This is a genomic window from Pseudomonas sp. PDM04 (genome assembly GCF_014851765.1).
Lineage (GTDB): Bacteria > Pseudomonadota > Gammaproteobacteria > Pseudomonadales > Pseudomonadaceae > Aquipseudomonas.
On sequence record NZ_JACVAI010000004.1, the window covers coordinates 372,235 to 399,221 of the forward strand.

The following is a 26,987-nucleotide window of genomic DNA, read 5'->3' on the forward strand; positions in this document are numbered from 1 at the left end:
GCCCGAACAGCAGCCTGTCAGCGCATTGCCGCCATCAATTGCCCGTCGCGCCCATCAGCAGCGGCGCAAACAACGGGCTCAAGCGCGCGCTGCCAGCGTCCGACAAGTGATCTTCGTCCTTGTACTGCGAATGGCCGTTCACCTCGATGCTACAGACCTGGTCCGCGCACATCAGCGGCGCCGGATCGATCACATGCACGCCAGGGTCGGCGGCACTTATCGAGTCGAACAAATGGCTGAGGAAATGCTGGCGCGCCAGATGTTCCTCGAGCGGACGCCCCAAGCCTTCGGCCGAGCGCCCGACCCGGGCAAGGCTGGTCAGACGGCTGACGGCGCCCTTGCGTTGCAGTGGCACTTCCTTGAACAGCCAGACCTGTGCGCCCGTCGCCCTGATCGAGGCCACCCGGGCCTTGAGCGCAGCTGCCATGCGTGCTTCGGCCTGGGCCGTATCGTCATGTTCGTTGAGCAGGACTTTCCTGTCGCCGTCCTCGCGGCCGTACACGTAGAGGCTCCAGTTGGACGCCAGCACCACATCCTTGATCCCCAGGCGACGGACCTGGTCCATGGTGTGTTCGTTGAAATCCCTGCATTTCTGCCGGGGGTCATCGCTCTGGATCGGTGGACAGGCACTCATGCTGTACAGCCACACCGGGCGCCCCTCACGGGCCGCACCGTTTTTGATCGCCGGCAACAAGGCGGCGGCGTGGCTGTCGCCCCAGAACAGCTGGGTCGCCGGCACCTCCTGGTTCTCGCCCAGCAGACAAGCCTTGTCCGCCTGCTTGTCCGAGGTCACCAGCATGCATTTCATCTGCCCGGCCCGCCACTCCCGAGCCTGGGCATACTCCAGGGCCTTGCCGGTCAGGCGTTGGGGAAAGCCACCTGCCGAACGCACCACCGATCCGGTCACCGCCAGGGCCACCATGGCCAGCAACCCGGCCACCAACACCGGCTTGCGCCCGCCCAGCAGCTGTTTTTCACGGAACGGCAGCTCGACGAAGCGCCAGCTCAACCAGGCCAGGCCCAGCGCCAGCAGCATCCAGCCAAGCGCCTCCCAAGGCTGGATGCCGTCGACGGAAATGGCGTTGGCGTAGACATAGACCGGCCAGTGCCACAAATACAGGGAATAGGACAGCAAGCCGATCCAGACGAAAACCGGCAAGCTCAACAGCCGACCGGCCCAGGTCGAACCCTGCCCGCCCGACCAGATCAGCGCGGTGGCGCCGAGCACCGGCAGCAAGGCCGCCCAGCCAGGGAACAGCGTCTCGCGATCAAAGGTGAACGCTGCCACCAGGACCGCCACCAGCCCGGCCACGCCCACGGCCTGGTAGAGCCAGGGCCGAACCGCGTGTTTGCGCGCGGGCAACACCGCAAGCATTGCACCGCACAACAATTCCCAGGCCCGGGTGGGCAGCGAAAAGAACGCCACGTCGGGCTTGCGCTCGATGTAGGCGATGTTCAGCCCGAAAGAGATCAACAGCACCGCGAACAGCACCCAGCGCCAATGCCGGATATGCCGCATCAACAGCACCATCAGCAGCGGGAAGAAGATGTAGTACTGCTCTTCAACGGCCAGCGACCACGTGTGCAGCAACGGTTTCAGATCGGACGCGGGCGCGAAGTAGCCGTCTTCGCGCATGAACAGGATGTTTGAGATGAACAGCGACTGATAACGCACCGTCCTGCCCAACTCGGAAAAGTCTTTGGCCGTCAGCAGCAACCAGCCCAGCGCCAACGTAGCCAGCATCACCACGCTGAGTGCCGGAATGATGCGCCGCGCACGCCGGGCCCAGAAATCGACGAAGCTGAAACGCTGCGCGCCGATTTCGCGGAACAGGATGCTGGTGATCAGGAAGCCGGAAATGACAAAGAACACATCGACGCCGACAAAGCCGCCGCTGAAGGTGCTGAAGCCAAAGTGGAAGAGTACGACTGGAATGACGGCCAGTGCCCGCAGGCCGTCGATATCGCGGCGATTACCAAATGTGTGCATTACGTCCCTTGTCGTATCCGATACCAACTTGTTCGCAAATGACATCGTGTCATCGCGAAAGTTATCAATTCAGATACAAAATATCAGAAGCCAAAAAAAACGCCCCGTCCGGGGCGCTTTTTGTTGAAGCGTACTGCGTGTTACTTGCGCTTCATCGACAGGAAGAACTCGTCGTTGGTCTTGGTCGTTTTCAGCTTGTCGACCAGGAACTCGATCGCGGCGATTTCGTCCATCGGGTGCAACAGCTTGCGCAGGATCCACATGCGCTGCAACTCGTCGTCGGCGGTCAGCAACTCTTCGCGGCGGGTGCCGGAACGGTTGATGTTGATGGCCGGGAACACGCGTTTTTCAGCGATGCGGCGATCCAGCGGCAGCTCCATGTTGCCCGTGCCCTTGAATTCCTCGTAGATCACTTCGTCCATCTTCGAACCGGTTTCAACCAGTGCGGTGGCGATGATGGTCAGCGAGCCGCCTTCCTCGATGTTCCGCGCGGCACCGAAGAAACGCTTCGGTTTTTCCAGGGCGTGGGCATCGACACCACCGGTCAGTACCTTGCCGGAGCTCGGGATCACGGTGTTGTAGGCGCGTGCCAGACGGGTGATGGAGTCGAGCAGGATCACCACGTCCTTCTTGTGCTCGACCAGGCGCTTGGCCTTCTCGATCACCATCTCGGCCACCTGCACGTGACGGGTCGGTGGCTCGTCGAACGTCGAGGCGACCACTTCGCCGCGCACGGTGCGCTGCATTTCGGTCACTTCTTCCGGACGTTCGTCGATCAGCAGCACGATCAGATGAACTTCAGGGTTGTTACGCGCGATGTTCGCGGCGATGTTCTGCAGCATGATCGTCTTGCCCGCTTTCGGCGGTGCAACGATCAGACCGCGCTGGCCTTTACCAATCGGGGCGCACAGGTCGATGACACGACCCGTCAGGTCTTCTGTGGAACCGTTACCGGCTTCCATCTTCATGCGCACGGTCGGGAACAGCGGGGTCAGGTTCTCGAAGAGAATCTTGTTTTTCGCGTTTTCCGGACGGTCGAAGTTGATCGTATCGACCTTGAGCAGCGCGAAATAACGCTCGCCTTCCTTCGGAGGGCGGATCTTGCCAACGATGGTGTCACCGGTGCGCAAGTTGAAACGGCGGATCTGGCTTGGCGAGACATAGATATCGTCCGGGCCGGCCAGGTAGGAAGAGTCAGCGGAGCGCAGGAAGCCGAAGCCGTCCTGGAGAATCTCCAGCACGCCATCACCGGAGATTTCCTCGCCGCTCTTCGCGTGCTTCTTGAGCAGGGAGAAAATCACGTCCTGCTTGCGCGAACGGGCCATATTTTCTATGCCCATCTGTTCGGCCAATTCGAGCAGTTCGGTAATCGGCTTTTGCTTGAGTTCAGTCAGATTCATATAGGAATGACGTAATCATTTATGGAGGGGGGAAATTAAGCTTTTGGCTTAATGAGGCCGCGCCGCGGAGAAGGCGACAGGATCGCGTACTTGTTCGAAAGGAGTGCGTCGGCGACGGCTAGCAGGGGGCAGTGGAGAAACCAGTGCGGGGCCGAATGTACCACCTGAGTTTCGGAGCGTCTAGCCCTCTACAACGAAAAAGCCCCGCAATATGCGGGGCCTTTCAGGGACACTCTACACCGACACTCAGATGTTGGCGTCGAGGAAAGCAGCCAGTTGCGACTTCGACAGCGCGCCGACCTTGGTCGCTTCAACGTTGCCGTTCTTGAACAGCATCAGGGTCGGAATACCACGCACGCCGTGCTTGGCCGGGGTTTCCTGGTTTTCGTCGATGTTCAGTTTGGCAACGGTCAGCTTGCCTTTGTACGTCTCGGCAATCTCGTCCAGAACCGGAGCGATCATTTTGCAAGGGCCGCACCATTCAGCCCAGTAGTCGACCAGTACAGCGCCTTCGGCCTTGAGTACGTCGGCCTCGAAGCTAGCGTCGCTAACGTGTTTGATAAGATCGCTGCTCATGGAATTCTCCAGGGTTGTAAGCAAAAAAACGTGGCCCATCATAGCCGCCCTTCCCTCGTTCAGGAAGCCGCAGATGATTGAGTCTCGCTATGGTGCTGCATGAGTTTGGGTATAGCTCAAGTCAAGCCGTGGCGGGAGCAACGAAGGCAATCCCGGTGCGCAGGGCGGCGTTACGCACATGCTCGTGCATCGCTTTTTGCGCCGCGCCGGATGAGCGCCTGGCCAGCGCCCGGAGGATTTTACGGTGCTCCTGCCAGGTTTCCATGGCGCGCTCCGCCCGGATGAACGGTAGCTTCTGGCTTTCCAGGAACAGCTCGGCACTGGCGCTGAGAATGCTCAGCATCGCCTGATTGCCGCTGGCGAGCAGGATTCGCCGGTGAAACTCGAAGTCCAGCCGAGCGGCTGCGTCGAAATCCCCGGCCTTCAGCTCGTTGCGCATGGCGGCCACGTTGTCCTGCAGCGCATCCAGCTCATCGATGCTCAACGTCACGGCCGCCAGCCCGGCGGCGAAACCTTCGAGGGCATAGCGCAACTGAAAAATATCCAGGGGCGACGCCTGGGCCGCAAACGGCCATCCCGGTGCGGCCTCGGCCCCGGGCAAGTCCACCGGTGCCTGCACGAACACGCCTTTGCCGGGTTGAACGCTGATCACGCCGAGTGCGCTCAGCGACGACAGGGCCTCGCGCAACGACGCCCGACTGACCCCCAGGCGCACGGCCAGGTCCCGTTGCGAGGGCAAGGCATCACCCGGCCCGAAACCCTGTTCACTGATCAACTTGCGGATGGCTTGCAACGCCACTTCGGGCACGGCTCGGGAAATCGAATTCATGGCTATTTCTAGAGAAAAAGACGAATGAGCGCCTAGTTGTAAAGCTATTCGCAACGCCCGGCAAGTCATGCCCCATGGGGGTTCGGGCGCGCGCCACGCTGCGCCATGAGGGTGCGAAAAATTGCCCAACTGTTCAGACCAGTAAGACCGATCAACCCCAGCAAACACGTGCTGTTGAACGACGATGAACCAATGTTGGCATGCCCCGTGCTCTGTCGATTCGCAGAATTCTTTTCTCGCCGATTCGGAGATTTGCCATGACCCTGCGTTACAGCGCCCTCCTCGCTTCTCTGTTTGCCAGCCTGATGCTGAGCCAGGCACCCGCCCACGCCGACGGCCTGGAAGATGTGGTCAAGCGCGGCGTGCTCAAAGTCGCCGTGCCCCAGGACTTCCCGCCGTTCGGCTCGGTGGGTCCGGACATGAAGCCACGCGGGCTGGACATCGACACCGCAAAACTGCTGGCCGACCAGCTCAAGGTCAAACTTGAACTCACGCCGGTCAACAGCACCAACCGCATCCCGTTCCTGACCACCGGCAAGGTCGACCTGGTGATCTCCAGCCTCGGCAAGAACCCCGAGCGCGAGAAGGTCATCGATTTCTCCAGCGCCTATGCGCCCTTCTACCTGGCGGTGTTCGGCCCACCCGAGGCCGACATCAAGAGCCTGGACGACCTCAAAGGCAAGACCGTCAGCGTCACCCGTGGCGCCATCGAAGACATCGAGCTGAGCAAGGTGGCGCCCGAAGGCGTGACCATCAAGCGCTTCGAGGATAACAACTCGACCATCGCCGCCTACCTGGCCGGCCAGGTTGACCTGATCGCCAGCGGCAACGTGGTCATGGTCGCGATCAGCGAAAAAAACCCGAAACGCGTGCCCGCCCTGAAGGTGAAGCTCAAGGATTCGCCGGTCTACGTCGGCGTCAACAAGAACGAGCCGGCCCTGCTGGGCAAGGTCAATCAGATCCTCGCCACCGCCAAGACCGACGGCGCGCTGGAGAAGAATGCCCAGACCTGGCTGAAAGAGCCGCTGCCGGCCGATCTCTGATCGGCGCCCGGGAGAGTTGATATGGCCTATCAGTTCGATTTCATGCCGGTGGTGCAAAACACCGACCTGCTGCTGCGCGGAGCGTTGTTCACCCTGGAATTGACCGCCATCGGCGCCGTGCTGGGCGTCGGCGTGGGTATCGTCGGGGCACTGGTGCGGGCGTGGAACATCCGCCCGTTCTCGGCGATCTTCGGGGTCTACGTCGAGCTGATCCGCAACACGCCGTTTCTGGTGCAGCTGTTTTTCATCTTCTTCGGCCTGCCGTCCCTGGGCCTGCAGATTTCCGAGTGGCAGGCAGCGGTCCTGGCGATGGTGATCAACCTCGGCGCCTATTCCACGGAAATCATCCGCGCCGGGATCCAGGCGATCCCCCGTGGGCAACTGGAAGCCGCCGCCGCGCTGGCGATGACCCGGCTCGAAGCCTTTCGCCATGTGATCCTGCTGCCGGCGCTGGCCAAGGTCTGGCCGGCGTTGAGCAGCCAGATCATCATCGTCATGCTCGGCTCGGCGGTCTGTTCGCAAATCGCCACCGAAGAGCTGAGCTTCGCCGCCAACTTCATTCAATCGCGCAACTTCCGCGCCTTTGAGACCTACGCCCTGACCACGTTGCTGTACCTGTGCATGGCGTTGCTGATACGCCAGCTGCTGAACTGGATCGGCCATCGATACATTGCAAGGAACAGCCGATGAGCGATTTCACTTTCTGGGACATCGTGCGCAACCTGCTCACGGGGCTGCAATGGACACTGGCGCTGTCGCTGGTAGCGTTCGTCGGCGGCGGCTTGATCGGCCTGCTGATCATGGTCATGCGCATTTCCAGCAAGCCCCTGCCGCGCAGCCTTGCCCGCACCTACATCGAACTGTTCCAGGGCACACCGCTGTTGATGCAGCTGTTCCTGGTGTTCTTCGGCGTGGCGCTGGCCGGGGTGGAAATTTCGCCGTGGATGGCCGCGGCGATTGCCCTGACGCTGTTCACCAGCGCCTACCTGGCGGAGATCTGGCGCGGCTGCGTCGAATCGATCCCGCACGGTCAATGGGAAGCCTCGTCGAGCCTGGCGCTCAACCCGCTGGAGCAACTGCGCTACGTGATCCTGCCGCAAGCGTTGCGCATCGCCATTGCGCCGACCGTGGGCTTCTCGGTGCAAGTGGTCAAAGGCACCGCCGTCACCTCGATCATCGGCTTTACCGAACTGACCAAGACCGGCGGCATGCTCGCCAATGCGACCTTCGAACCGTTCATGGTCTACGGCCTGGTCGCCCTCGGTTACTTCCTGCTCTGCTACCCCTTGTCTCTCAGTGCGCGCTATCTGGAAAGGAGACTGCATGCCTCTGCTTAGAATTTCCGCCTTGCATAAATACTACGGCGATCACCATGTGCTCAAAGGCATCGACCTGAGCGTCGAGGAAGGCCAGGTCGTGGCGATCATCGGCCGCAGTGGCTCGGGCAAGTCGACCTTGCTGCGCACGCTGAACGGGCTGGAGTCGATCAACGACGGCGTGATCGAGGTCGACGGTGAATACCTCGACTCCGCCCGCGCCGACCTGCGCAGCCTGCGCCAGAAAGTCGGGATGGTGTTCCAGCAGTTCAACCTGTTCCCGCACCTGACGGTAGGCGAGAACGTCATGCTCGCGCCGCAGGTGGTACAGAAAGTGCCCAAGGCCCGGGCGGCGGAGCTGGCGCGGGAGATGCTGGGGCGGGTCGGGCTGGGGGAGAAATTCGATGCCTTCCCGGATCGCCTGTCCGGAGGACAACAGCAGCGCGTGGCGATCGCCCGGGCCCTGGCGATGTCGCCCAAGGTGTTGCTGTGCGACGAAATCACGTCCGCCCTGGACCCGGAGCTGGTCAACGAAGTGCTGAGCGTGGTCCGGCAACTGGCCAGGGACGGAATGACGCTGATCATGGTCACCCATGAAATGCGCTTTGCCCGGGAAGTGGGGGACAAGCTGGTGTTCATGCACCAGGGCAAGGTGCATGAAGTGGGAGATCCCAAAGAGCTGTTCGCCCATCCACGGACGGCCGAGCTGGCGAACTTCATCGGCACCACCGAAGCGGCAGGCTGACCGTTCTGCTGCGCCTGTGATGCCCTCATCGCGAGCAGGCTCGCTCCCACCGTGGTTCTGCGTCGTACACAGGATCGGTGGCGACATGCAAACCCTGCGGGAGCCAGCCAGCCCACCCGCGCTCGCCAACTTTCAATGCGCCGGATCAAGGCTTTGAACACTGTGCGTTGGCGTCAGCCTTTGATCGTGGCACGATGTCAGGGTTATCGACCGAGACCCCCTGACCATGCCGCAATCCCAAGCCAAGAACCTGTCCCTGATCGCCGCAATCGACCTGGGCTCCAACAGCTTCCACATGGTCGTGGCCAAGGCCCAGAACGGCGAAATCCGTATTCTCGAACGCCTGGGAGAGAAGGTTCAACTGGCAGCCGGCATCGACGAAGAGCGCCGTCTCAGCGAAGAATCCATGCAACGCGGGCTCGATTGCCTGAAGCGTTTTGCCCAACTGATCAACGGTATGCCGTTGGGCGCGGTGCGGATCGTCGGCACCAACGCCCTGCGTGAAGCGCGCAACCGGGCGGAATTCATCCGCCGCGCCGAAGACATCCTCGGCCACCCGGTGGAAGTGATCTCCGGCCGTGAAGAAGCCCGCCTGATCTACCTCGGCGTCTCCCACACGCTCGCCGACACCCCGGGCAAGCGCCTGGTGGCCGACATCGGCGGCGGCAGCACCGAATTCATCATTGGCCAGCGCTTCGAACCGCTGCTGCGCGAAAGCCTGCAGATGGGCTGCGTCAGCTTCACCCAGCGTTACTTCAAGGACGGCAAGGTCACTCCGGCCCGCTACGCCCAGGCGTACACGGCGGCGCGGCTGGAGATCATGAGCATCGAGCACGCCCTGCACCGCCTGACCTGGGATGAAGCGATCGGCTCCTCGGGCACCATTCGGGCCATCGGCCTGGCCTTGAAGGCCGGCGGCCACGGCACCGGCGAGGTGAATGCCGAAGGCCTGGCCTGGCTCAAACGCAAACTGTTCAAGCTGGGCGACGTCGATAAGATCGACTTCGAAGGCATCAAGCCTGACCGCCGGGCGATTTTCCCGGCCGGCCTGGCGATTCTCGAAGCCATCTTCGATGCCCTTGAACTGCAGCGCATGGACCACTGTGAAGGTGCCCTGCGCGAAGGCGTGCTGTATGACCTGCTGGGTCGCCATCACCATGAAGACGTGCGCGAGCGCACGCTGACCTCGCTGATGGAGCGCTACCACGTCGACCTGGAGCAGGCTGCCCGGGTCGAGCGCAAGGCCTTGCATGCCTTCGATCAGGTGGCCAGCGACTGGGACCTGGAAGACGGTGTCTGGCGCGAACTGCTCGGTTGGGCGGCCAAGGTCCATGAGGTGGGCCTGGACATCGCGCACTACCACTACCACAAGCATGGCGCCTACCTGATCGAGCACTCCGACCTCGCCGGGTTCTCCCGTGAAGACCAGCAAATGCTCGCCCTGCTGGTACGCGGCCACCGTCGCAACATTCCCAAGGACAAATTCGCCGAGTTCGGCGACGAAGGCATCAAGCTGATTCGCCTGTGCGTGCTGCTGCGCTTCGCGATCCTGTTCCACCACATTCGCGGCACCCAGCAGATGCCCCAGGTGGAACTGAACGCCAACGGCAACAGCCTGGAAGTGGTGTTCCCGCAAGACTGGCTGGACAACAACCAGCTGACCCAGGCCGACTTCGCGATCGAAGCGGAATGGCTGGCCCGGGTGGATATCGTCCTCAACATTCGCTGATACTGAAAAAGGCCTTCTTCGGAAGGCCTTTTTTACCTGCGATCCAGCAAGACCCTGTGGAAGCGGGCATGCCCGCTGCCAAAGGTCTGGTGCGTCAGGTGACCGTCAGGATCGGACTGCCCAAGCGCTCCAGCAGGGTCGCCTGCGCACTGCGCGGGTTCTGGTTGCCGGTCGGCGTGTTGCGGATGTAGCGACCGTCCGCCTGCAGGCTCCAGCTGTGGGTGTTGTCGGTCAGGTACAACTCCAGCTCTTTCTTGACCCGCATGATCAGCTTCTTGCCTTCCACCGGGAAGCAGGTCTCGACGCGCTTGTCGAGGTTGCGTTCCATCCAGTCGGCGCTGGACAGGAACATCTGCTCTTCACCGCCATTGAGGAAGTAGAAGATCCGGGTGTGTTCCAGGAAGCGGCCGATGATCGAGCGCACGTGAATGTTGTGCGAGACGCCGGCGATGCCCGGACGCAGGCAGCACATGCCACGCACCACCAGGTCGATACGCACACCGGACTGGCTGGCCTTGTACAGCGCGCGGATGATCTTCGGATCGGTCAGCGAGTTGAACTTGGCGATGATGTGCGCCGGTTTGCCGTCGAGGGCGAATTGCGTCTCCCGGGCAATCATGTCGAGCATGCCCTTCTTCAACGTGAACGGCGCATGCAGCAACTTCTTCATGCGCAGGGTCTTGCCCATGCCAATCAGCTGGCTGAACAATTTGCCGACGTCTTCGCACAAGGCGTCATCGGAGGTCAGCAGGCTGTAGTCGGTGTACAGGCGGGCGTTGCCGGCGTGGTAGTTACCCGTGCCCAAGTGCGCATAACGCACGATCTCACCGGCTTCGCGGCGCAGGATCAGCATCATCTTGGCGTGAGTCTTGAAGCCGACCACACCGTAGATCACCACCGCACCGGCCGCTTGCAGGCGGCTGGCCAGTTGCAGGTTGGACTCTTCATCGAACCGCGCCCGCAACTCGATCACCGCCGTGACTTCCTTGCCGTTACGCGCGGCATCCACCAGCGCATCGACGATTTCGGAGTTGGCGCCGGAGCGATAGAGGGTCTGGCGCACGGCGAGCACGTGGGGGTCTTTCGCCGCCTGACGCAGCAGGTCGACCACCGGCGTGAACGACTCGAACGGGTGCAGCAACAGGATGTCCTGCTTGCTGATCACGCTGAAGATGTTCTCGCTGTTTTGCAGCAGTTTCGGGATCTGCGGCGTGAACGGCAGGTATTGCAGCTCGCGCTGGCTGTCGAGGCCGGTGATGCTGAACAGGCGCGTCAGGTTCACCGGACCGTTGACCTGATACAGCTCGGTCTCGCTCAGGTTGAACTGCTTGAGCAGGTAGTCGGACAGGTGTTTCGGGCAGGTATCGGCCACTTCCAGCCGCACCGCGTCACCGTAGCGACGGGAGAACAATTCGCCGCGCAGGGCGCGGGCCAGGTCTTCCACGTCTTCGGAATCCAGCGCCAGGTCGGCGTTGCGGGTCAGGCGGAACTGATAGCAGCCCTTGACCTTCATGCCCTGGAACAGGTCATCGGCGTGCGCATGGATCATCGACGACAGGAACACGTAGTTGTCGCCCGCGCCGCCGACTTCTTCCGGCACCTTGATGATCCGCGGCAGCAAGCGCGGGGCCGGGATGATCGCCAGACCGGAATCGCGCCCGAACGCATCGATGCCTTCCAGCTCGACGATGAAGTTCAGGCTCTTGTTCACCAGCAGCGGGAACGGGTGCGTCGGGTCGAGGCCGATCGGGGTGATGATCGGGGCGATCTCGTCGCGGAAGAAGCGGCGGACCCAGGTCTTGATCTTGGTCGTCCAGTGACGGCGACGGATGAAGCGGACCTGATGCTTTTCCAGTTCCGGCAGCAGAATATCGTTGAGGATCGCGTACTGGCGGTCGACGTGACCGTGTACCAGCTCGCTGATCCGGGCCAGGGCCTGATGCGGTTGCAGGCCGTCGGCGCCCGCCTGCTCACGGGCGAAGGTAATCTGCTTCTTCAGGCCGGCTACGCGAATTTCGAAGAACTCGTCCAGGTTGCTGGAGAAGATCAACAGGAACTTCAGCCGCTCCAGCAACGGATAGGACTCGTCCAGCGCCTGTTCCAGCACGCGGATGTTGAACTGCAGTTGCGAGAGTTCGCGGTGGATGTACAGACTGCTGTCATCCAGGCCGGGAATGGCAATCGGCGGGGCCGCCACAACGGGCTCGGCCACCACCGCCGGGGGAGCAGGCTCCAGCTCCGGCGGGGTCTCGTCGAGTTGCTCCACCACGGGTAGAGCCTCGTTTACGGCAACTTCAGTGAGTCCTTCGGTATTCATGGAATGTTCCTGGGAGGGCTATGGTTGCTCTCGTAGCAATTGAGCAGCACGAACGGCAAAGTACGTCAGGATGCCATCAGCCCCTGCACGTTTAAAGGCGGTCAGGGATTCAAGAATCACCCCTTCGCTCAACCAGCCATTCTGGATCGCCGCCATGTGCATGGCGTATTCACCGCTGACCTGATAAACGAAGGTCGGCACTTTGAATTCTTCTTTGACCCGATAAAGGATGTCCAGGTACGGCATGCCCGGTTTCACCATGACCATGTCCGCACCCTCGGCCAGGTCCGCCGCCACTTCGTGCAGGGCTTCGTTGCCGTTGGCCGGGTCCATCTGGTAGGAGGCCTTGTTGGCCTTGCCCAGGTTCAGCGCCGAACCCACCGCATCGCGGAACGGGCCGTAATAGGCGCTGGCGTACTTCGCCGAGTAGGCCATGATCCGCACATTGACGTGCCCGGCCACTTCGAGGGCTTCGCGGATCGCCTGGACACGGCCATCCATCATGTCCGACGGCGCCACCACCTGCGCGCCGGCTTCAGCGTGGGACAGGGCCTGCCTGACCAGTGCGTCGACGGTGATGTCGTTCTGCACATAGCCTTCTTCGTCGAGGATGCCGTCCTGGCCGTGGGTGGTGAACGGGTCCAGTGCCACGTCGGTGATCACCCCCAGTTCGGGGAATTGTGCACGCAAGGCACGGGTGGCGCGCTGCGCAATGCCTTCGGGGTTCCAGGCTTCAGCCGCGTCCAGGGATTTGAGTTCGGACGGCGTGACCGGGAACAGCGCCACGGCCGGAATCCCCAGCTCCACCCAACCGGCCGCTTCTTCCAGCAACAGGTCGATGGTCAGGCGCTCCACGCCTGGCATCGAGGCCACCGCTTCCCGACGGTTTTCACCGTCCAGCACAAAGACCGGCAGGATCAGGTCATTCGTGGTCAGGACATTTTCACGAACCAGACGGCGCGAAAAATCATCACGACGGTTACGACGCAGACGGGTGGCAGGAAACAAGCGATTGGCGGGGGTAAAGCTCACGGCAGACTCCTGAGCCCGCGCTGACGGGCGAGCGTGACAGTTATAAGCGGCCATTATGACCAACGTATGACAGTTGTGTGCATCCCTGCGACAGGTAGTCGCATTCCATTGTCCTTGTAGGAATTGTTCACGTCGAGACACATTTGGACACTTTCATGAATGTGTGCGAAGGGGTAGGCTGCGCGTTCATTTCGCCAGCACCCAGACAATGCTCCAACAATTTCTGCATGACTTCGGCTACTTTGCCCTGTTTATCGGCACGTTCTTCGAAGGCGAAACCATCCTGGTCCTCGCAGGCTTCCTCGCGTTCCGTGGATACATGGACATCAACCTGGTGGTGGTCGTGGCGTTCTTCGGCAGTTATGCCGGCGATCAGCTGTGGTACTTCATGGGACGCAAGCATGGCCGCAAGTTGCTGGCGCGCAAGCCACGCTGGCAAATGATGGGCGACCGGGCGCTGGAACACATTCGCAAGCACCCGGACATCTGGGTGTTGAGTTTCCGCTTCGTCTACGGCCTGCGCACGGTCATGCCCGTGGCCATCGGCCTTTCCGGCTATCCACCAGGCCGCTACCTGCTGCTCAACGGGATTGGCGCGGCGATCTGGGCGACCGCATTGGCCGCTGCCGCCTATCACTTCGGCGCGGTGCTCGAAGGCATGCTGGGCAGCATCAAGAAATACGAGTTGTGGGTGCTTGGCGCCCTGCTGGTGCTGGGACTGGGCCTGTGGCTGCGCCGGCGCTTCAAGAATGCACGCCTGGCCAGGCAGGTCTATGCCGAGGAGCAGGCCCTGAAAGCCGAACAGGCCAAGGCCGCCGAGGTCAAGACGCCAGGCGAGTGAAGCGGTTTCTGCAGCAGTAGAGACCGATGGCGCTGAGCAGGCTGTAGCTCAGCAGGCCGATCCAGCCCACGGCACTGGCTGGCCACAGTCCGACCACCGGCGCCAGCCACACCAGCGGCACGTTCGACGCCAGCCGCAGCCACTCCAGCTTCAACGCCCACGGGCGATTCTCCAGGGCCACGCCCAGCGTGAACAAGCCCAGCGCCACCGCGCTCCAGCCGAGCACCAGCGCCGCAGTCGACAGGTGCGGTTCGGCGTTCATCAGGTAACTGCCCAGCGCGATGTAGACGCCAAACTGCAACACGATGTAGATCTGCTGGCGTGCGTCCAGCGGCACCTCGAACTTGCGGAACTGGCTCAGGTCCGGCTTGTTCATCGGGTACTTCGCCGCCACGTCGGCCGGTCGCCAACCGGTGCGCATGAACCAGATCCGCAGCTTGTCCCAAGGGCTTTGCGCCCGGCGCGCGTCATCCCAGAGCTGCACATAAAACTGCATGTTCGCCCACAGCGGATTCCAGCTCGCCAGCGGCGTGGTCACCCCGAAAATCACCGGCTCGTTGTCGTCCTCCTCCTGGAACGAACCGAACAGGCGATCCCAAATAATGAACACCCCGCCGTAGTTGCGATCCATGTAGAGAGCGTTCTGCGCATGGTGGGCACGATGATTGGAAGGCGTGACGAAAAACCACTCGAACCAGCCAAGCTTGGGAATATGTCGGGTATGCACCCAGAACTGATACAGCAGGTTAAGCGCCGCAACGCTGACGAACACCAGCAGCGGCACGCCCAACACCGCCATCGGCAGATAGAAGATCCAGCTCAGCAGGAAACCGGTGCTGGTCTGGCGCAACGCCGTGGAGAGGTTGTAGTCCTCGCTCTGGTGATGCACCGAGTGCGCCGCCCAGAGGATGTTGCGTTCGTGCCCCAGGCGATGCAGCCAGTAGTAACAAAAATCGTAGAGCACGAAGGCGAACACCCAGACCCAGGCGCGGTCCGCCGACAGTTCGAACAGTGCCAGGTGCTTGAGGGCAAACGCATAGGTCAACAGCCCCACGCCCTTGGTCAGCAGCCCGGTGGTGGTGGACAGCACGCCGGTGCTGATGCTGTTGATGGCATCGGCCACCCGATAATTGCTCATTCCGCGCCAGCGGTCGGCCAGCAGCTCGAAGGCAATCAGCACAAAGAAGAACGGCACCGCATACAGAATGAAGTCCATGACGCGCCCTGATCGGAATCTTTGGGACAGATCCTAGGTGTAGCCGTGAATTAACCCTATGGCAACGAATGACAAATTAGTGGACATTTAACGCCATGAATCAGGAGAAAAGCCCATGAGCAAAAAAGTTGCAGTGATCCTTTCCGGTTGTGGCGTGTATGACGGCGCCGAGATTCAGGAAAGCGTGATCACCCTGCTGCGCCTGGACCAGCGCGGCGCTCAAGTACAGTGTTTCGCCCCCAACATCGCGCAGTTGCATGTGCTCAATCACCTGACCGGCGAAGAGATGCCCGAGTCGCGCAACGTACTGGTGGAATCGGCGCGGATCGCTCGGGGCGACGTCAAGGATATCCGCGAAGCCGACGTCGAAGACTTCGATGCGCTGATCGTGCCGGGTGGCTTCGGCGTGGCCAAGAACCTGTCTAACTTCGCCATCGAAGGCGCCGGCTGCACGGTTCAACCACAAGTCCTGGCGCTGGCCGAAGCCTTTGCCGAAGCCGGCAAACCGGTTGGGCTGATCTGCATTTCGCCGGCCCTGGCGGCAAAGATCTACGGCCCGGGCGTCGCCTGCACCATCGGCAACGACGCCGATACCGCCGCCGCCATGAACAAGATGGGCGCCACGCACACTGACTGCGCGGTGACCGACATCATCGAGGACAAGGCGCGAAAACTGGTGACCACGCCGGCGTACATGCTGGCGCAATCGATCAGCGAGGCGGCGTCAGGCATCAACAAGCTGATCGACCGCGTGCTCGAACTGACCCACGAAAACGACGCATGACAAGGCACTGGAGGTGAGAGCGAGCCGGCTCGCGATGGCGGTGAACCAGGCGACAGTCGTATCGCCTGACACGGCCCCTTCGCGAGCAGGCTCGCTCCCACCGTCAAGACAGTGATCAGGGTTCGCGAGAGAGGCGGGTCAGGATCCGATCCAGCGCATTGGCAAACGCCTGCTTCTCGCGATCGCCATAGGGCGCCGGCCCGCCGCTCATCTGTCCCTGCTCACGCAGATCGGTGAACAGGTTGCGCACCGCCAGTCGATCGCCCATGTTCTGCGCGTCGAACTCCTTGCCTCGCGGGTCCAGCGCCGCCACGCCCTTTTTCACCAGCCGATCGGCCAGCGGCACATCGCTGCAAATCACCAGTTCACCGGGTTCGGCGTGCTCCACCAGATAGTCGTCTGCGGCGTCCGGGCCACTTGGCACCACGATCAGCTTCACCAGCGCCAGAGCAGGCTTGATCTGTGGCTGTCCCGCCACCATCACCACCTGGAACTGGCGCTTCAGGGCGAACTTCACCACCAGGTCCCGGGCCGGCCGGGGGCAGGCATCGGCATCGATCCATACGCGCATGATTATTTTCCTCCGTCGAACCCTTCGACTTGCCCGCGCCGATGAGCGCAGCGATGCCGGTCAGGAAACCTGCACCCGCCGTTTCTCCGCCAGCCAGCTGCGCCCATACAGCAGTACGATCGCAATGATCGCCACCACCTGGGCACTCAGCGAATAGGCATCGGCATGGATACCCAGCCAGTCGAACTCGAAGAACGGCACCGGCCGCGTGCCGAAGATCCCGGCTTCCTGCAACGCCTTCACGCCATGCCCGGCAAACACCACCGACAGAGCACACAGCAACGCGGCGTTGATGCTGAAGAACAACGACAACGGCAGCCTCGCCGAACCGCGCAGGATCACCCACGCCAGGCCCACCAGCAGCACCAGTGCCGTCGCACCACCGGCCAGCACCGCGTTGTGCCCCGCCGGCCCGGCCTGCAGCCACAGGGTCTCGTAGAACAGGATCACTTCGAACAGCTCGCGATACACCGAGAAAAACGCCAGCGTGGCAAAACCGAAACGCCCGCCGCCGCCCACCAGGCTGCTCTTGATGTAGTCCTGCCAGGCGGCCGCGTGGCGACGGTCGTGCATCCACACGCCGAGCCAAAGCACCATGACGGCCGCAAACAACGCCGTGGCGCCTTCCAGCAGCTCACGTTGCGAACCGCTGACATCGATGACGTAGGCCGCCAGCGCCCAGGTTCCCAGGCCAGCCAGCAGCGCCAGGCCCCAACCGACATTGACGCTGCGCACCGCCGACTGCTGGCCGGTATTGCGCAGAAACGCGAGGATTGCCGCCAGCACCAGGATCGCTTCCAGGCCCTCGCGCAACAAAATCAACAGACCGGATATGTAGCTCAGGGACCAGCTCAGGCCATCGCCGCCCAGCAGGCCGGCAGACTCCTTCAGCTTGACCTTGGCCGCGTCCAGGCGCTGCTGGACCTCAGCCACCGGCAAGCCGTCCTGCAACGACTGACGGTAAGCCATCAGGGATTTTTCAGTGTCCTTGCGCACGGTGGCGTCGACGTTGTCGAGGGAGCTTTCGACCAGTTCGAAACCTTCCAGGTAGGCTGCCACCGACAGGTCGTAGGCCTGATCATGATCACCGCCGCGATAGGCGGCGAGGCTCTTGTCCAGGGTGGTCGCGGTGTAGTCGAGCAGTTGCCCCGGGCCTCGCTTGACCTGGGACGGCTGCGCACGCTGGGCACGGAAGGCTGCGGCCGCTTGCGGGCCTTCGGCGGCCAGCACCTCAGCCGGGGTCTGGCGGGCCAGTTCGGCGATATCGTAGGTTTTTTCGCGGGTTGCGGTCGCCGGGGCGGCGCTGAAACTGGCGATGTAGGTCGCCAGGTCCCAGCGCTGACGGTCGTCCAGCTGATCGGCGAAGGCTGGCATGTCAGTGCCTTCGACGCCCATCCCCAGGGTGTTGTAGATCGCGTACAGGCTCAGCCGATCCAGTCGCGCGGCATCGCGCAGATTGGCCGGCGGCGGTGTCAGGCCGACACCGGCCGGGCCATCGCCGGCACCGGCAACGCCATGGCAGACCGAACAGTGCTGGGCATACAGCGGTGCCCCACGGGTCGGGTCCGGTGTAATGATCGGCGCCTGGCTCACCTCATAGGTCACGGCCAACTTCGCACCCAGCTGCCTGGCCTGACGTGCAATCTCCGCTCCGTCCTGACGTGTGGCAATGGCGCTGTGCAGCGCGCTGACGCCCTGCTCGAGCCCGGCTTTCTCCGGCTTGTCCGGCATCGCCGCGACCAGCCCCTGCAACACCTTGGCAAATTCCAGTTGTTCGCGGTATTCGGATTCGTTGATAACGTGACCCGCCTCGACCGACTGCGGGTAATCCGCGCCAATGTAATCGAGCAGATGCAGGGCCTGCGGCGCACCTTCCACGGTATCGGCCAGCAGATTGAAACTGCACAAGGCAACCAGCGGCATCGCCAGCCAGGCCAGGAAACGGGACGGGGCAGTCATGAATGAATCTCAATTGGAAATACGAAGTAACACATTGTTCACTTCGAAAGCCTTTCACTCAAGCTTTGTTGTGAAACGCGTGCCACGGAAATCGTCCGAGGTTTCCACTGGATGATGGCACTTTCTGGAGAACAGGGATTAAAAAGCCATTACGAAGCCATCATCCCTGTCTATAATGCCGCGCCTGTTATTGATCGACAGGCCATTCAAGCTCCCCGCTTCAGGGGGAATTGGCAGGACGCCAGTCTGCGCCGATAGGTCTCAACAGCCAGACCGGCAACCACGGCTGCTACATTCAGGGAAGAAGTATCCATGGCCTCCCGCGCCCTTACCTTGATCGCGCTCGGCGCTGTCACCTTGCTCTCCGGCTGTTCGGTGTTTCGCAATTACGATTCCGAACTCGCGCAAACCAACCAGCAACTGGCTTCCGGCAATGTCGACGCCGCACTGACCCTGCTGGAAAAGAACAACACGGGTGATGACAAGGACCTGCTCTACTACTTCGAGAAAGGTGAACTGCTGCGTGCCAAGGGCGACCTGTCCGGCAGCCAGAACGCCTGGGGCAGCGCTGACGTCGTGGTTGGCCAGTGGGAAGACGCGGTCAAGCTCGATACCGGCAAATACCTCGCTCAGTTCGGCAGCTTCCTGGTCAACGACAAGGTTCGTCGCTACGAGGGCTATGACTACGAAAAGGTCATGCTGACCACACAGATGGCCCTGAACCTGCTGGCGGTGAACGACTTCGACGGCGCACGCACCGCAATCAAGAAAACCCACGAGCGTGAAGCGGTGATCGCCGATCTGCGCGACAAGGAATACCTCAAGAGCGAAGAGGAAGCCGAGAAAGAAGGCATCAAGACCGAATACAAGGACCTGCAGGGTTACCCGGTCGCCAGCCTCGATGCGCCGGAAGTCGTCGGCTTGAAAAACAGCTACCAGAGTGCGTTCAGCCACTACCTGGCCGGGTTCGTCTACGAAGCCCTGGGCGAAAAGGACCTGGCCGCGCCGGGCTATCGCAAGGCCGCCGAACTGCGCCCGAACACCCCGCTGCTGGAACAGGCCCTGAAGGACCTCGACAAGAAAAGTGCCAAGGATGAGGACAGCGACATCCTGATCGTCGTACAAAGCGGCCTGGCGCCGGCCCGGGACTCGATCCGCGTGCCCCTGCCCCTGCCGATCAGCGGCAACGTGGTGATCACCCCGCTGTCGTTCCCGATCATCAAGCCTGACACCTCCACCACCCCGTTCGCCCAGATCGGCGTGGACGGTCAGCAACTGAACCTGACACTCCTCAACAGCACCACCGCCATGTCCCGCCGCGCGCTGCGCGACGACATGCCGGGCATCATCGTACGCACCACCGTGCGTGCCGTGACCCGTGGCGTGGCGCAAAAGAAGATCAACGAGACCAACCCGCTCGCGGGCCTGGCAGTCGGCATCACTTCAGCCGTGCTCGAAGGTGCCGATACCCGTACCTGGCGCACCCTGCCGGACAACACCCAGGTGGTGCGCCTGCGCCTGAAGAAAGGCGAGCACCAGGTCACGCTGCCGAGTGCGGTCGGCGGCTCGGTGGTCAAGATCACCGTGGATCAGCGCTATCAGGTCATCAGCCTGCGTGCCGTGGGCAGCCAGGTGTTCGCCAGCGGCGTGGCCGCTCACGTCATCCCGAGCGCCAACCCGACGGCCGTGGCCAGCCTCAAACAACCTTAAGAACGGAGTCTTTACATGCGTTTCAAACTGATCGCCGTCGCTGCCCTGGCCTTGCTGGCCGGTTGCGCCACACCACCGCCACCGGAGCCTGGCAGCGCCGCCAGCAAAGTCGTGGCCATGGGCAAGCTGAAGAACATCGTGGTGGGCGCCATGCGCGTCGCCCGGGAAAACGGCTTCATGACGGTCAATGTGCAGCTGAGCAACACCAGCTACAGCAACAAGACCTTCTACTACCGCTTTGCCTGGCTCGGCCCTGAAGGCTTCCCGATTGGCGAAGAGGACACCTGGAAAAGCCAGTTGATGTATGGCGAACAGACCAGTTTCGTCCAGGCCATCGCGCCAACGCCAAAAGCCGTGGATTTCCGCCTGGAAATCAAAACGCCTTAATCCCCCTTTCGTTCAGTTCCAGAGAGCATTCCCATGTTTGCACGCTTTTCCTTCATCGCCGTCATCGCCCTTCTGGCCAGCGGTTGCGCCAACACTTCGCCGACCCTGGGCAGCAAGAACATCAGCTACGGCGACACCAAGGCCGTGGAAACCGTGACCAACGAGTTCGGTTCGACCGACCTGCAGATGATCGCCGAATCCATGACCCGCTCCCTCGCCCAGTCCGGCATCCTGCAGGGCCGTCCGGTGGTTCAGGTCTACGACGTGAAGAACAAGACCAGCGAGTACATCGATACCCGCGAGATCACCACCAGCATCAAGACTCAGCTGATGAAATCCGGCACCGCCCGTTTTGCCAGCGACAACACCCAGATGCAGAGCCAGGTTGACCAGTTGAAACTGCAGAACCAGAGCGGTCTGTACAAGAAATCCACCGTGGCCAAGACCGGCAACATGGTCGCCGCCAAATATCGCCTCGAAGGTTCGATCAGCTCGATCGTCAAGCGCAGCAGCGACTACAAGGACGTCTTCTACAAATTCAGCCTGCAATTGATCGACGTTGAAAGCGGTCTGGCCGAGTGGATGGACGAGAAAGAGATCCGCAAGACCACGGAGCGTTGATCATGCGCGCATGGATTGGCATGATGGCCCTGGCTTGCGCATTCAGTGCGCAAGCGGCGCCGAAAGTCGCGGTGACGGACCTGGCGTACCAGGAACGCGTGGAGCAGTACATCCACATCGTTTCGGCACAGAACAACTTCCAGGCCAACCGTTACAGCGCCAGTGGTGCTTCGAGCTACAACGAAATCGAAGCCACCAGCAGCTACATCGAACAGGGTGAACTGCGCAAATTCACCGGCGACATCAAGGGCGAGATCCTGCGCACCGGCATGTTCCAGCTGGTGCAGGGCACGCCCTACACCGCCTCGTCCAAGGGCGATGTGTATGACGTGATCAAGCGGATCAAGGCCGGCAACTTCAAAGGCGCCGACTACGTCCTGTTCGGCACCGTGTCGGACATTGATTTCAACAAGGACGTCACCGAGCTGGCCAATACCGACAGCTACTCGGCGATCCTGGCATTGACCCTGGTGGCCGATTTCAGCCTGATCAACACACGCACCTTCGAGATCACCTCGGCCTTCACGGCGATGGGCGAAGGCCAGGACACCAAACTGGTGAACCACCGCGACGTGCGTGTCTCGCTGAACCGCCCGCGTGTGGTGCGTGAGGTGTCCAAGGCGCTGGGTGAAGACGTGGCCGCGCAACTGAGCCAACAGCTCGGCGGTGACGGCAACGTGCAGCCAGGCAAGGCTCCGCTGCGCAACAACCTGCCGGCGGATACGGCGCCCATGATTCTGCGCTGACCCCGGAACGAAAAAGGCGACCCGAATGGGTCGCCTTTTTTCTGCACGAGCGATTTATACCGCGGCTTTGCGCAAGGTCGCCATGAACGCCGCGGCCCCAATGAACAAGCCGGCAAACGTACGGTTCATGCGTTTTTGCTGTTTGGGCGTGCGCAACAGGCGCAGCACTTTCGACGCCAGCCCGGTGTAACCGGCCATGACGACCAGATCGACGCAGATCATGGTCAAACCGATGACCAGGTACTGAACCAGCAGCGGCGCATGGGGGTCGATGAACTGCGGCAACACCGCCAGCATGAACACCAGGGCCTTGGGGTTGCTGATGTTGACCAGGAAACCACGGAACACCAGGGCCATCGGCTTGCCGATCTGACGCACCGCAGCGTCGTCGCTCATGTCGCTGGGCAGCGCACGCCATTGCTTGATCGCCAGGTAAACCAGATAGGCCACACCGAACCATTTGATCGCGTAAAACGCCGTGGCCGAAGCGGTGAGAATCGCGCCAACGCCGGCGCCGACAATCGCGATCTGCACCGCCAGACCCAATTGCAGGCCCAGGGCATTCCAGTAACCGCGCCAGAACCCGTATTGCAGACCACTGGACATCGACGCAATAGCGCCGGCACCGGGAGACAGGCTGATCACCCAGCAGGCGGCAAAAAACGCCAGCCATGTTTGAAGCTCCATCGCACACCTCGACTCGGACTCGTGACAGATGTCTAAGCTAATGCGGCTTGGGGCCAATGACCATTGATTTTTTCGGGATGTTGCGACGTCATAGGCCCTTCGCCGGCGATGGCGATCCGTCGGGCAACACAGGCCTTACTTCTCAAACCCGCTGGAAGGGAACACATCACTTCCCCGCCAACGCCGCACCGAACGCTGGAAGAACAGGCTGTTGGGCACCTGCACCATGGCACCGCCGGTGCCGAGCTCCTCGGCTTCGATCAACGTGGTGTAGAGCAGGTTGATCGCCACCACCCGGCCTTTGACGCCAGGCTTGTCGGTGGTATCCACCAGCTCGACGATGTCGCCGATACGGAACGGCCCGACAGTGAAGATCAGAATCGCGCAGAGCAGATTGGACAGCACGCTCCACATGGCGAAAAACGCCACCGCCGCCACCGCGACGAACCCGGACAGTGCTGTCCACAACACCGTGGCAGACACCCCGAGACGCTCCAGCACGAACAGCAGCGCACTGCCCATGATCAACCAGCGCAAGCCACCGCGCAGCGGCATGAGCAACTGCGGAGGCAGCGGATAACGCTCGCCCAGGCGGGTCAGGCATTTGGCGACGAAGCGTTGCGCGAAGTAGCCGGCCAGCAGGATCAGCAGGATTTGCACCACCAGCCAGATCGGATCGACCCAGGCGGGTGGCAGCGGCAGGTTGAACGCGCCCATCAGGACAGCGCCTCCAGCTCCGCCTGCATGCTTTCAAGCAATTCCAGGGCTTGCATCCAGGCCTCTTCCAGTTCGGCTTCACGCACCTTCAGCTTCGCTTGCTCAGCCAGCAGATCGCGCAGGTCGTTCTTGCGCGCCGGTTCGTAAATGTCGCTGTCGCCGAGGCTGGCATCGACCTTCGCCAGCTTCTCGTGCAGCTTGCCCAGTTCGGTCTCGAGTTTTTCCGCTTCGCGCTTGTGCGGCGCCAGTTGCTGGCGCAACGCGGCGGCAGCCTGACGCTGGGCCTTCTTGTCGGTCTTGTCCGGGTTGGTCGGCGCGTTGCTGACCGGGGCATTGCGCTGCCGGAAATCGACCAGCCAGCGGGCATAGTCCTCCAGGTCGCCGTCGAACTCCTCGACCTTGCCGTCCGCCACCAGGTAGAAATTATCGGTCGTGCTCTTGAGCAGATGGCGATCGTGGGAAACCACCAGCACCGCGCCACTGAATTCCTGCAAAGCCATGGTCAGCGCCAGGCGCATTTCCAGGTCAAGGTGGTTGGTCGGCTCGTCGAGCAGCAACAGGTTCGGCCGCTCCCAGGCGATCAACGCCAGGGCCAGACGCGCCTTTTCGCCGCCGGAGAAGTTCAGCACCGGCTCGTCGATCCGTGCACCACGGAAGTCGAAACCGCCGAGGAAGTCGCGCAGGGTCTGCTCGCGCTCGGTCGGTGCCAGGCGCTGCAAGTGCAGCAACGGGCTGGCCTTGGAGTCCAGGGAGTCGAGCTGATGCTGGGCGAAATAGCCGACCACCGTGTTCTCACCGCGGGTCAGCCGACCGGCCAGCGGTGACAACTCACCCGCCAGGTTTTTGATCAGGGTCGATTTACCGGCACCGTTGGGGCCGAGCAAACCGATGCGCGCGCCAGGGGTCAGCTGCAACTTGACCTTCTCCAGCACGGCTTTGTCGCCGTAGCCCAAACGGGCATCGGACAGGTCGATCAACGGGCTGGAGATCTTAGTCGACTCGCGGAACACGAAATCGAATGGCGAATCGACGTGGGCGGCAGACAACTCCTCCATCCGCTCCAGCGCCTTGATCCGGCTCTGAGCCTGACGGGCCTTGGTGGCCTGGGCCTTGAAGCGAGCGATATAGCTTTCCATGTGCGCACGCTGCGCCTGCTGCTTCTCGTAGGCCTGTTGCTGCTGGGCCAGACGCTCGGCACGGGCGCGTTCAAAGGCGCTGTAGCCACCGCGGTACAGGGTGATCTTGCGCTGATCGACGTGGGCCACGTGGTCGACGACCGCATCGAGGAAATCCCGGTCGTGGGAAATCAGCAACAGGGTGCCGGGGTAGCTTTTGAGCCACTCTTCGAGCCAGATGATGGCGTCGAGGTCCAGGTGGTTGGTCGGTTCGTCGAGCAGCAGCAGGTCCGAAGGACACATCAGCGCCTGCGCCAGGTTCAGGCGCATTCGCCAGCCACCGGAGAAGTCGCCGACCTGGCGATCCATCTGCTCATTGGTGAACCCAAGCCCGGCCAGCAACTTGCGGGCACGGGCATCGGCGGTGTAGCCGTCGGCGCTGTCGAGCTCCGCGTGCAGGCGTGCCTGGGCGGCACCGTCATGGGCCGCCTCGGCGGCGGCCAGGTCGCGTTGCACCTGACGCAGGCGCAGGTCGCCATCGAGCACGTAGTCGACCGCCAGGCGCTCGAGCGTATCGACCTCCTGGCGCATGTGGGCGATACGCCAGTCGGCCGGCAGGAAGCAATCACCCGAGTCCGGGTGCAGCTCACCCCGAAGCAAGGCGAACAGGCTCGATTTGCCGGCGCCATTGGCACCGATGAGGCCGGCTTTCTGGCCGGCGTGCAGGGTCAGCTCGGCGTCTTCTAGCAGACGTTGCGGGCCACGCTGTAAAGTCAGGTTCTGAAGTCGAATCATAATGGCGGCGGAGTCTACCAGCTTCGCTCGCAACTGGCGCGAGTAGCACTATGTCCTCTGACCTGTGGAGCTTTTCCCTGACCACTTACGCCCGACCCGGAGTTGAAGCCGCATGCCTCGACCTGCAGTCGGCCGGGGTGAATGTGTGCCTGCTGTTATGCGGGTTGTGGCTGGGAGTACGTGGAACAGCCTGTAACGAACGACGCCTGCAGCAACTGCGCAGTGTGGCCGAGCCTTGGGACGCGGAGGTTGTTCAACCGCTGCGCGCCTTGCGCACGCAATGGAAAATCCTCGCCGGCGAAGATGGCGAGCTCAATGCGTTGCGTGAACAGGTGAAGGCCCTGGAGCTGGAGGCCGAGCGGCAGTTGCTGTGGCGGCTGGAGCGCGCGGCGCAGGATTGGCCGCAGGATGAGGCAGGCGATCTGTTGGCCTGGCTGGACGGTGTGGCGGCACACGCCGCCCACCTGGACCGCGACGCGCTGCATCAGCTGCGCGTCGCGGCAACCGGCACTTAGGAAGCGCTGGTTGGGGTGGTGCTGGTGCTCGACAGTGCCGCTGGCGTTGGCGCCGGAGTGGTGGTCGAGGTGGTGGCTGCTGGTGCAGGAGCAACCGAGGCAGCAGGCGCAGGGGTCGCTGGCTTGGCAGCAGGTGCCGGGGTCGGCTTGGCAACAGCGGCCGGCTTTTTCACGGCGGGTTTGGCGGCTGGTTTGGCAGCAGCGGGTTTCGCGGCTGGCTTGGCAGCAGCAGGTTTGGCAGCAACGGGTTTCGCGGCTGGTTTGGCAGCAGCGGGTTTGGCTGCTGGTTTCGCAGCGGCGGGTTTGGCGGCAGCGGTCTTCGCGGCGGTGGCTGGTTTGGCGACAGCAGGCTTGGCAGCAGACGCTGGCTTGGCAGCAGCGGGTTTAGCGGCGGCAGTTCTTGCTGCGGGCTTCGCCGCTGGCTTGGCAGCAGCCGGTTTGGTCGCTGGTTTTACAGCCGGTTTGGTTGCAGTTTTTGCCGCTGGCTTGGCAGTGGTTTTACCCGCAACAGGTTTGGTCGCCGGTTTGGCAGCAGCGGTTTTTGCGGCAGGCTTCGCGGCGGGTTTGGCAGCAGCAGTTTTAGCCGCCGCGGGTTTGGCTGCGGTGGTTTTTGCAGGCGATTTCGCTGCGGCGGTTTTGGCAGCAACGGGCTTGGCGGCAGGTTTGGCAGCCGCTGTTTTAGCGGTCGGTTTTGCTGCGGATTTTGCGGCTGGTTTCGCGGCTGGTTTTGCGGCTGGTTTCGCGGCGCTGGAAGCCACTGCTTTTTTCACAGCAGGCTTGGCGGCCGGTTTGGCGGCAGGCTTGACCGGCGCTTTTGCAGCAGCGGGTTTGGCAGCAGCTTTCTTGGCGGGGGCTGCAGCAGGCTTGGCCGAGCGCAGGGACAATGCCTTGCTGACAGCCTCTTGCACGCGACCAACGCCCTGGGCCAGTTTCAGGCTTTCTTGAGCGTCACGCTTGAGTTGCAGAATGTAGCCACGCGTTTCCGACTGGCGATTTTTCAGAGCGTCGAGCAAGTCCTCGAGCTCCTTGACCGCGTCCTTGGCTTTGGCTTGTGCCTTGGCTTTACCGGCCGATGCAGCGTCCTGCAATTTGGTGCGGGATTTGTGCAGTTTTTCCTGCGCCTTACCGCGCTGTTTTTCCAGTTTGGCGAGCAGTTTTTCCGCATCAGCCAAGGCTTCGGAACAAGCGGTTTCCAGATGCTCGAGCAGGCTGCCCGAGAGTTGTTGAAGTAAGTGCAACGGGGTATTTACAGACTTCTTGGTGGCCGACATGGTTTACCTCCTGGCTGACGTGGGTGCGGCTCATACTAGCCCTCTGCTGCTACCGCCGCTAGGTCATGTTGACAG

General features: G+C 62.0%; 25 protein-coding genes. 12 read left to right on the forward strand and 13 right to left on the reverse strand.

The window, feature by feature from the left end:
- Positions 1–34 precede the first annotated feature (34 nt).
- The 4 genes from IB249_RS17780 to IB249_RS17795 all read right to left on the reverse strand — a co-directional run bounded on the left by IB249_RS17780 (position 35) and on the right by IB249_RS17795 (position 4,795).
- Complete coding sequence (locus IB249_RS17780) at positions 35–1,990, reverse strand: acyltransferase family protein (protein ID WP_192307048.1); 1,956 nt, start codon at positions 1,988–1,990, stop codon at positions 35–37.
- 140 nt (positions 1,991–2,130) lie between these two features.
- Positions 2,131–3,390, reverse strand: coding sequence for a transcription termination factor Rho (rho, locus tag IB249_RS17785; RefSeq protein WP_192307049.1), 1,260 nt, complete (start codon positions 3,388–3,390; stop codon positions 2,131–2,133).
- A gap of 246 nt (positions 3,391–3,636) precedes the next feature.
- A complete protein-coding gene (trxA, locus tag IB249_RS17790; protein ID WP_003206727.1) occupies positions 3,637–3,966 on the reverse strand; it encodes a thioredoxin TrxA in 330 nt (109 codons plus the stop codon).
- Positions 3,967–4,087: 121 nt separating this feature from the next.
- Positions 4,088–4,795, reverse strand: a complete 708-nt coding sequence (locus IB249_RS17795; protein WP_192307050.1) for a FadR/GntR family transcriptional regulator — start codon at positions 4,793–4,795, stop codon at positions 4,088–4,090.
- Between the two features lie 257 nt (positions 4,796–5,052).
- Here IB249_RS17795 and IB249_RS17800 point away from each other — a divergent pair, with 257 nt between their 5' ends.
- From IB249_RS17800 to ppx, 5 genes are all read left to right on the forward strand, one after another.
- A complete protein-coding gene (locus tag IB249_RS17800; RefSeq protein ID WP_192307051.1) occupies positions 5,053–5,838 on the forward strand; it encodes a transporter substrate-binding domain-containing protein in 786 nt (261 codons plus the stop codon).
- A 21-nt stretch (positions 5,839–5,859) separates the two neighbouring features.
- The gene (locus tag IB249_RS17805) at positions 5,860–6,528 is read left to right on the forward strand and encodes an amino acid ABC transporter permease (RefSeq protein WP_192307052.1); all 669 of its coding nucleotides are present in this window, start codon (positions 5,860–5,862) and stop codon (positions 6,526–6,528) included.
- Positions 6,525–7,175, forward strand: coding sequence for an amino acid ABC transporter permease (locus IB249_RS17810; protein WP_192307053.1), 651 nt, complete (start codon positions 6,525–6,527; stop codon positions 7,173–7,175). The genes IB249_RS17805 and IB249_RS17810 overlap by 4 nt, the downstream gene beginning before the upstream one ends.
- Complete coding sequence (locus IB249_RS17815) at positions 7,162–7,899, forward strand: amino acid ABC transporter ATP-binding protein (protein WP_192307054.1); 738 nt, start codon at positions 7,162–7,164, stop codon at positions 7,897–7,899. The genes IB249_RS17810 and IB249_RS17815 overlap by 14 nt, the downstream gene beginning before the upstream one ends.
- 226 nt (positions 7,900–8,125) lie before the next feature.
- The gene (ppx, locus tag IB249_RS17820) at positions 8,126–9,628 is read left to right on the forward strand and encodes an exopolyphosphatase (protein ID WP_192307055.1); all 1,503 of its coding nucleotides are present in this window, start codon (positions 8,126–8,128) and stop codon (positions 9,626–9,628) included.
- A 94-nt stretch (positions 9,629–9,722) separates the two neighbouring features.
- Here the strand turns inward: ppx and ppk1 are convergent, their stop codons facing one another.
- Entirely contained in the window at positions 9,723–11,945 is a 2,223-nt protein-coding gene (gene ppk1, locus IB249_RS17825) for a polyphosphate kinase 1 (RefSeq protein WP_192307056.1), read from the reverse strand.
- Between the two features lie 18 nt (positions 11,946–11,963).
- Complete coding sequence (gene hemB / locus IB249_RS17830; protein WP_192307057.1) at positions 11,964–12,977, reverse strand: porphobilinogen synthase; 1,014 nt, start codon at positions 12,975–12,977, stop codon at positions 11,964–11,966.
- 208 nt (positions 12,978–13,185) lie between these two features.
- On the opposite strand from hemB, the gene IB249_RS17835 reads away from it, so the two are divergent.
- The gene (locus IB249_RS17835) at positions 13,186–13,818 is read left to right on the forward strand and encodes a DedA family protein (protein WP_192307058.1); all 633 of its coding nucleotides are present in this window, start codon (positions 13,186–13,188) and stop codon (positions 13,816–13,818) included.
- Here IB249_RS17835 and IB249_RS17840 read toward each other — a convergent pair.
- Positions 13,799–15,034, reverse strand: a complete 1,236-nt coding sequence (locus IB249_RS17840; RefSeq protein WP_192307059.1) for a sterol desaturase family protein — start codon at positions 15,032–15,034, stop codon at positions 13,799–13,801. The two genes, IB249_RS17835 and IB249_RS17840, sit on opposite strands and share 20 nt — an antisense overlap.
- 115 nt (positions 15,035–15,149) lie before the next feature.
- On the opposite strand from IB249_RS17840, the gene elbB reads away from it, so the two are divergent.
- Positions 15,150–15,818, forward strand: a complete 669-nt coding sequence (gene elbB, locus IB249_RS17845; RefSeq protein ID WP_192307060.1) for an isoprenoid biosynthesis glyoxalase ElbB — start codon at positions 15,150–15,152, stop codon at positions 15,816–15,818.
- A gap of 115 nt (positions 15,819–15,933) precedes the next feature.
- Here the strand turns inward: elbB and IB249_RS17850 are convergent, their stop codons facing one another.
- Together IB249_RS17850 and IB249_RS17855 are read right to left on the reverse strand one after the other, a co-directional pair.
- Complete coding sequence (locus IB249_RS17850) at positions 15,934–16,389, reverse strand: YaiI/YqxD family protein (RefSeq protein ID WP_192307061.1); 456 nt, start codon at positions 16,387–16,389, stop codon at positions 15,934–15,936.
- Positions 16,390–16,449: 60 nt separating this feature from the next.
- On the reverse strand, positions 16,450–18,348 hold the full coding sequence (locus tag IB249_RS17855; RefSeq protein WP_192307062.1) for an FTR1 family protein: 1,899 nt from the start codon (positions 18,346–18,348) through the stop codon (positions 16,450–16,452).
- Between the two features lie 312 nt (positions 18,349–18,660).
- Between IB249_RS17855 and IB249_RS17860 the strand changes: the two genes are divergently transcribed.
- From IB249_RS17860 to IB249_RS17875, 4 genes are read left to right on the forward strand one after another with little or no spacing between them, the layout of a single operon-like run.
- Entirely contained in the window at positions 18,661–20,058 is a 1,398-nt protein-coding gene (locus IB249_RS17860; RefSeq protein ID WP_192307063.1) for a COG3014 family protein, read from the forward strand.
- A 15-nt stretch (positions 20,059–20,073) separates the two neighbouring features.
- Positions 20,074–20,445, forward strand: coding sequence for a YcfL family protein (locus tag IB249_RS17865; protein ID WP_192307064.1), 372 nt, complete (start codon positions 20,074–20,076; stop codon positions 20,443–20,445).
- 33 nt (positions 20,446–20,478) lie between these two features.
- Entirely contained in the window at positions 20,479–21,066 is a 588-nt protein-coding gene (gene lpoB / locus IB249_RS17870) for a penicillin-binding protein activator LpoB (RefSeq protein WP_192307065.1), read from the forward strand.
- A gap of 2 nt (positions 21,067–21,068) precedes the next feature.
- Complete coding sequence (locus IB249_RS17875; protein ID WP_192307066.1) at positions 21,069–21,812, forward strand: penicillin-binding protein activator LpoB; 744 nt, start codon at positions 21,069–21,071, stop codon at positions 21,810–21,812.
- A gap of 54 nt (positions 21,813–21,866) precedes the next feature.
- Here IB249_RS17875 and IB249_RS17880 read toward each other — a convergent pair whose 3' ends face one another.
- From IB249_RS17880 to IB249_RS17890, 3 genes are all read right to left on the reverse strand, one after another.
- The gene (locus IB249_RS17880; protein WP_192307067.1) at positions 21,867–22,499 is read right to left on the reverse strand and encodes a LysE family transporter; all 633 of its coding nucleotides are present in this window, start codon (positions 22,497–22,499) and stop codon (positions 21,867–21,869) included.
- A 135-nt stretch (positions 22,500–22,634) separates the two neighbouring features.
- A complete protein-coding gene (locus IB249_RS17885) occupies positions 22,635–23,216 on the reverse strand; it encodes a mechanosensitive ion channel family protein (RefSeq protein WP_192307068.1) in 582 nt (193 codons plus the stop codon).
- Positions 23,216–25,126: an ATP-binding cassette domain-containing protein gene (locus IB249_RS17890; protein WP_192307069.1), complete on the reverse strand. Its 1,911-nt coding sequence runs from the start codon at positions 25,124–25,126 to the stop codon at positions 23,216–23,218. Before IB249_RS17890 ends, IB249_RS17885 begins: the two co-directional genes overlap by 1 nt.
- A 50-nt stretch (positions 25,127–25,176) precedes the next feature.
- Here IB249_RS17890 and IB249_RS17895 point away from each other — a divergent pair, with 50 nt between their 5' ends.
- Positions 25,177–25,641, forward strand: coding sequence for a TIGR02444 family protein (locus IB249_RS17895; protein WP_192307070.1), 465 nt, complete (start codon positions 25,177–25,179; stop codon positions 25,639–25,641).
- Here IB249_RS17895 and IB249_RS17900 read toward each other — a convergent pair.
- The gene (locus IB249_RS17900) at positions 25,638–26,912 is read right to left on the reverse strand and encodes an AlgP family protein (RefSeq protein WP_192307071.1); all 1,275 of its coding nucleotides are present in this window, start codon (positions 26,910–26,912) and stop codon (positions 25,638–25,640) included. The two genes, IB249_RS17895 and IB249_RS17900, sit on opposite strands and share 4 nt — an antisense overlap.
- Between the last annotated feature and the right edge of the window lie 75 nt (positions 26,913–26,987).

Bases quoted from the DNA above. Each gene is read 5' to 3' on its own strand.
- IB249_RS17780 (WP_192307048.1), bottom strand. From the start codon at position 1,990: ATGCACACATTTGGTAATCGCCGCGATATCGACGGCCTGCGGGCACTG.
- rho (WP_192307049.1), bottom strand. From the start codon at position 3,390: ATGAATCTGACTGAACTCAAGCAAAAGCCGATTACCGAACTGCTCGAA.
- trxA (WP_003206727.1), bottom strand. From the start codon at position 3,966: ATGAGCAGCGATCTTATCAAACACGTTAGCGACGCTAGCTTCGAGGCC.
- IB249_RS17795 (WP_192307050.1), bottom strand. From the start codon at position 4,795: ATGAATTCGATTTCCCGAGCCGTGCCCGAAGTGGCGTTGCAAGCCATC.
- IB249_RS17800 (WP_192307051.1), top strand. From the start codon at position 5,053: ATGACCCTGCGTTACAGCGCCCTCCTCGCTTCTCTGTTTGCCAGCCTG.
- IB249_RS17805 (WP_192307052.1), top strand. From the start codon at position 5,860: ATGGCCTATCAGTTCGATTTCATGCCGGTGGTGCAAAACACCGACCTG.
- IB249_RS17810 (WP_192307053.1), top strand. From the start codon at position 6,525: ATGAGCGATTTCACTTTCTGGGACATCGTGCGCAACCTGCTCACGGGG.
- IB249_RS17815 (WP_192307054.1), top strand. From the start codon at position 7,162: ATGCCTCTGCTTAGAATTTCCGCCTTGCATAAATACTACGGCGATCAC.
- ppx (WP_192307055.1), top strand. From the start codon at position 8,126: ATGCCGCAATCCCAAGCCAAGAACCTGTCCCTGATCGCCGCAATCGAC.
- ppk1 (WP_192307056.1), bottom strand. From the start codon at position 11,945: ATGAATACCGAAGGACTCACTGAAGTTGCCGTAAACGAGGCTCTACCC.
- IB249_RS17835 (WP_192307058.1), top strand. From the start codon at position 13,186: ATGCTCCAACAATTTCTGCATGACTTCGGCTACTTTGCCCTGTTTATC.
- IB249_RS17840 (WP_192307059.1), bottom strand. From the start codon at position 15,034: ATGGACTTCATTCTGTATGCGGTGCCGTTCTTCTTTGTGCTGATTGCC.
- elbB (WP_192307060.1), top strand. From the start codon at position 15,150: ATGAGCAAAAAAGTTGCAGTGATCCTTTCCGGTTGTGGCGTGTATGAC.
- IB249_RS17850 (WP_192307061.1), bottom strand. From the start codon at position 16,389: ATGCGCGTATGGATCGATGCCGATGCCTGCCCCCGGCCGGCCCGGGAC.
- IB249_RS17855 (WP_192307062.1), bottom strand. From the start codon at position 18,348: ATGACTGCCCCGTCCCGTTTCCTGGCCTGGCTGGCGATGCCGCTGGTT.
- IB249_RS17860 (WP_192307063.1), top strand. From the start codon at position 18,661: ATGGCCTCCCGCGCCCTTACCTTGATCGCGCTCGGCGCTGTCACCTTG.
- IB249_RS17865 (WP_192307064.1), top strand. From the start codon at position 20,074: ATGCGTTTCAAACTGATCGCCGTCGCTGCCCTGGCCTTGCTGGCCGGT.
- lpoB (WP_192307065.1), top strand. From the start codon at position 20,479: ATGTTTGCACGCTTTTCCTTCATCGCCGTCATCGCCCTTCTGGCCAGC.
- IB249_RS17875 (WP_192307066.1), top strand. From the start codon at position 21,069: ATGCGCGCATGGATTGGCATGATGGCCCTGGCTTGCGCATTCAGTGCG.
- IB249_RS17880 (WP_192307067.1), bottom strand. From the start codon at position 22,499: ATGGAGCTTCAAACATGGCTGGCGTTTTTTGCCGCCTGCTGGGTGATC.
- IB249_RS17885 (WP_192307068.1), bottom strand. From the start codon at position 23,216: ATGGGCGCGTTCAACCTGCCGCTGCCACCCGCCTGGGTCGATCCGATC.
- IB249_RS17890 (WP_192307069.1), bottom strand. From the start codon at position 25,126: ATGATTCGACTTCAGAACCTGACTTTACAGCGTGGCCCGCAACGTCTG.
- IB249_RS17895 (WP_192307070.1), top strand. From the start codon at position 25,177: ATGTCCTCTGACCTGTGGAGCTTTTCCCTGACCACTTACGCCCGACCC.
- IB249_RS17900 (WP_192307071.1), bottom strand. From the start codon at position 26,912: ATGTCGGCCACCAAGAAGTCTGTAAATACCCCGTTGCACTTACTTCAA.